We start from the raw sequence: 3,025 nt of genomic DNA, 5'->3' as shown, positions 1-3,025 counted from the left end.
TCGTTCGGCCATGTGGTTGCTCACTTCGACGAGCACCGCGGGTCACTGCAGAAGCGTCTCGGAGAGTTATCCAACGAGCTGCTCCATACCGCGGCCGTCTACGACGAACAGGACCACTTCGCCGCCGCCGCTCTTGATTCGGTACGGCCGTCCAGTATCGATCTCGTCTGACTCGGATTCGCGAGTGCTTGGGGGTGGTCGAGCTGGGAGGTCTCCGCCCGGTGGGAGAAGTGCCTCAACCACCTGTGCCAATCGCCGACCTGTGCCAACCGCCGAGGACGCGATATGCTGGCCGCGCCAGGGACGTGACGGCCGTCACAGTAACTCGAGGGAGAGCCGATGCCCGCAGACCGGCCCAACATCGTCGTCATCTGGGGCGATGACATAGGCATCACAAACCTGAGCTGCTACAGCGACGGGCTCTTGGGCTACCGCACGCCGAACATCGACCGCCGCGGTGCCCGAGCTGCGGGCGTTCGAAGCCCTGGGCGCGGTTATCGCGCTGTTCCTGACCCACCACCGACAATGACCTGCGTGAACACCTAGCCGGAATTTTCACCCGATGGGAGATACGATTGCTGGACGGCTGCAGACGGGCGGCGGTGGATGGGAAACTGCGAGTCGGCGTCGATCCCGAACGGATGGCTCGCGCGGTCCTCGCCCAACTCGAGGGGTTGATCTTGTTGGCGAAGGTGCAGAATCGCGCGGCGGCCGACATCGTCGCAGGTCTCGAGGACATGCTCGCGCTGTACCTCGTCGACGAAGCGCTCGTCTCATGACGACCACCGTCGACTTCCATTTCGACCCGATGTGCCCGTTCGCCTACCAGACCTCCCGCTGGATGCGCGAGGTGCGCGATCAGCTCGGGCTCACCGTGAACTGGCGCTTTTTCAGCCTCGAGGAGATCAACCGAGGCGAAGGCAAAAAACATGCGTGGGAACGTGATTGGTCCTACGGCTGGTCACTGATGCGCATCGGCGCGGCATTGCGCCGCCGGGACATGACCCTGCTCGATGACTGGTACGCGGCGATCGGTGCCGAACTGCACGAGCGGGGCGGGACCCCACATCGACCCGAGACCGCACGCCGGCTCCTCGATAGCCTGGGCGTGGAAGCCACGCTGTTCGACCAGGCGCTGGCGGATCCGACCACACACGACGAGATCCGGGCCGATCACAAGCGGGTCGTGGACGCCGGCGGATTCGGTGTTCCGACATTGTTCTTCCCCGGCGCGCAGTGCCTGTTCGGCCCGGTGCTTGTCGATCCGCCGACCGGAGCGCAGGCATTGAGTTTGTGGCAGGTGGTGACGGGGATGGCCGCGCTGCCCCACGTCTACGAATTGCAGCGCCCCAAAACCAGCGCCGATGCCGCTGCGATCGCTGAATGCCTGCGGCCGTACATACGAGGAAGAGACTGGGTCAGTATCAATCGCGGCCAGGTCATCGAGCTCGACCAACTCGTCGAAGAAGACCGGAAATGAGCGACCGCGACCACATCGTCGAGGGCTCCGATCGGGCGATGGGCCACGATCGAGACACCGGCCGTCCGATTCGACCAGGCCAACGAATGCCCACCGAGTTGGGCGACGACATTCTCGTCGTACCGGCCGTGGGGGCGCGGAGCCGGATCGCCGCATGCACCGACGCCCCCGACAGCGCACTGCCGGACAGCAGCATTCTCCTTGTTAAATCAGGAGCCTCCACCTCGTCGTTAAATCAGGAGCCTCCACCTCGTCCAGGACGGTTCAATAATGACGACCCGGGAGCCGGTGATGCCGTCGTGGAGCATCTTCGTGTGGCGCATCGGGAAACCCCGCGCGCTCGCGATCGCAGCCGGAACCCGGGAACAGGGGTGGGTACGGCCGCTGGTGCGGCGACTTCACGTGGGGGGCGTGCGGTACCAGTTCTGAACATCGAGCGGGGTGGCGGCGGTGGCTCCCACGAGCGGTGCGTCGAATTCTTCGGTGTCGCCGGTGGCGATGACGAAGCGGGCCGGGGCGGCGCCGGTGACGACGAGGGCGTACGTGCCGGCCTGCGCGGGGGCGCTGGTGTCGGTGAGGGTGAGGTACGAGGTTTGGGTGAACGGTTCGAAGAATGGGGTGCGCTCGGTGTTGTCGAGGGCGGTGATCTGCCCGTCGGGGCTGATGATCGACAGGCGGGGCAGGTCCGGTGCGGGTAGTCCGTTCTCGGGGGCGAGGTCGGGGATGAGCAGTTCGGCGTGGAAGGGTTGGCCTGCGCCCAGCTGTATCCGGACGGCGCGGGTCTCGCCCACCGATCCGGTGCGGGTGTAGAACGCGAACGAGGTCGTCCCGGTGGGGGCCAGGGGGCTGGTATCGAGAGCTTGGGCGGTGGCGTCCGGGCCGAGGAGGACCGGGGTGTGCGCCGCAGCGGGCGCGGCAGCACCAACCAGGGCCTGGGTGGCCACCGCGGCGGCGAGAGCCCGCCGCGCCGCGCTGTGGCCGATTCTTCCGAGATGCGCCCGGCTGTGCATGGTCGACTCCTCACCTGCGGGTGCTGGTCCGCTGGACGGGGATCGTCGGCCTGCGGTGGTCATCTCAGTATGCGCCACACACTGACGGGGATGCATCGACGCCCGACCTCGCGACGGGAGCGACCGTGATCTCGGGGGTGTGCACGACGTCACCGACTTTCCTCATGCCGCCAGGGAGATGCGCGAGGTGGCCGACATCGCGCCCGCATCCGCGACACCCCGACCCGGCACACATGGTTCTCGAACGCCGGGGTGGTGCGCAGCAACCGGATTCCCCCCGGGCGACCGGACGTATCGAACGCCGCCACCACCTGAGCCCACCGGAAATACCCGCACGGTGGACAACTCAGACGGTTGGTGGTGAACGGGACCGCCCAGATCACGCCTACCCCTTTCTGGTCGGTCTACGACCACCGCAACCTCAGGTGCAGCCCGTCCAGGCGGTGCACCTCGGTAGCCCAGCCGGTAACGGCCTGCCGGACCGCGATGACGATAGTGACGATGTCGTCGACCAGCAGCGGAGCCCGCGGACCGC

Annotated in this window: 4 protein-coding genes; 3 read left to right on the top strand and 1 reads right to left on the bottom strand. The window is 66.7% G+C overall.

Annotated elements, in window-relative coordinates; all coding sequences use genetic code 11:
- The first annotated feature begins 530 nt into the window (after positions 1-530).
- The 3 genes from WAW17_RS12430 (at position 531) to WAW17_RS12420 (ending at position 1,909) form a co-directional block, all read left to right on the top strand.
- Positions 531-779: a TetR family transcriptional regulator C-terminal domain-containing protein gene (locus WAW17_RS12430; RefSeq protein ID WP_422333277.1), complete on the top strand. Its 249-nt coding sequence runs from the start codon at positions 531-533 to the stop codon at positions 777-779.
- The gene (locus tag WAW17_RS12425; RefSeq protein ID WP_422333276.1) at positions 776-1,480 is read left to right on the top strand and encodes a DsbA family protein; all 705 of its coding nucleotides are present in this window, start codon (positions 776-778) and stop codon (positions 1,478-1,480) included. Before WAW17_RS12430 ends, WAW17_RS12425 begins: the two co-directional genes overlap by 4 nt.
- Positions 1,481-1,750: 270 nt before the next feature.
- Positions 1,751-1,909, top strand: coding sequence for a hypothetical protein (locus tag WAW17_RS12420; RefSeq protein ID WP_422333275.1), 159 nt, complete (start codon positions 1,751-1,753; stop codon positions 1,907-1,909).
- Here the strand turns inward: WAW17_RS12420 and WAW17_RS12415 are convergent.
- On the bottom strand, positions 1,879-2,490 hold the full coding sequence (locus WAW17_RS12415; protein WP_422333274.1) for a hypothetical protein: 612 nt from the start codon (positions 2,488-2,490) through the stop codon (positions 1,879-1,881). The two genes, WAW17_RS12420 and WAW17_RS12415, sit on opposite strands and share 31 nt — an antisense overlap.
- Between the last annotated feature and the right edge of the window lie 535 nt (positions 2,491-3,025).

The organism is Rhodococcus sp. (in: high G+C Gram-positive bacteria), from assembly GCF_049286785.1.
GTDB lineage: Bacteria > Actinomycetota > Actinomycetes > Mycobacteriales > Mycobacteriaceae > Rhodococcus_F.
The sequence above is the reverse complement of the archived record's forward strand: the minus strand, read 5'-3'. Positions and strand labels throughout refer to the sequence as shown.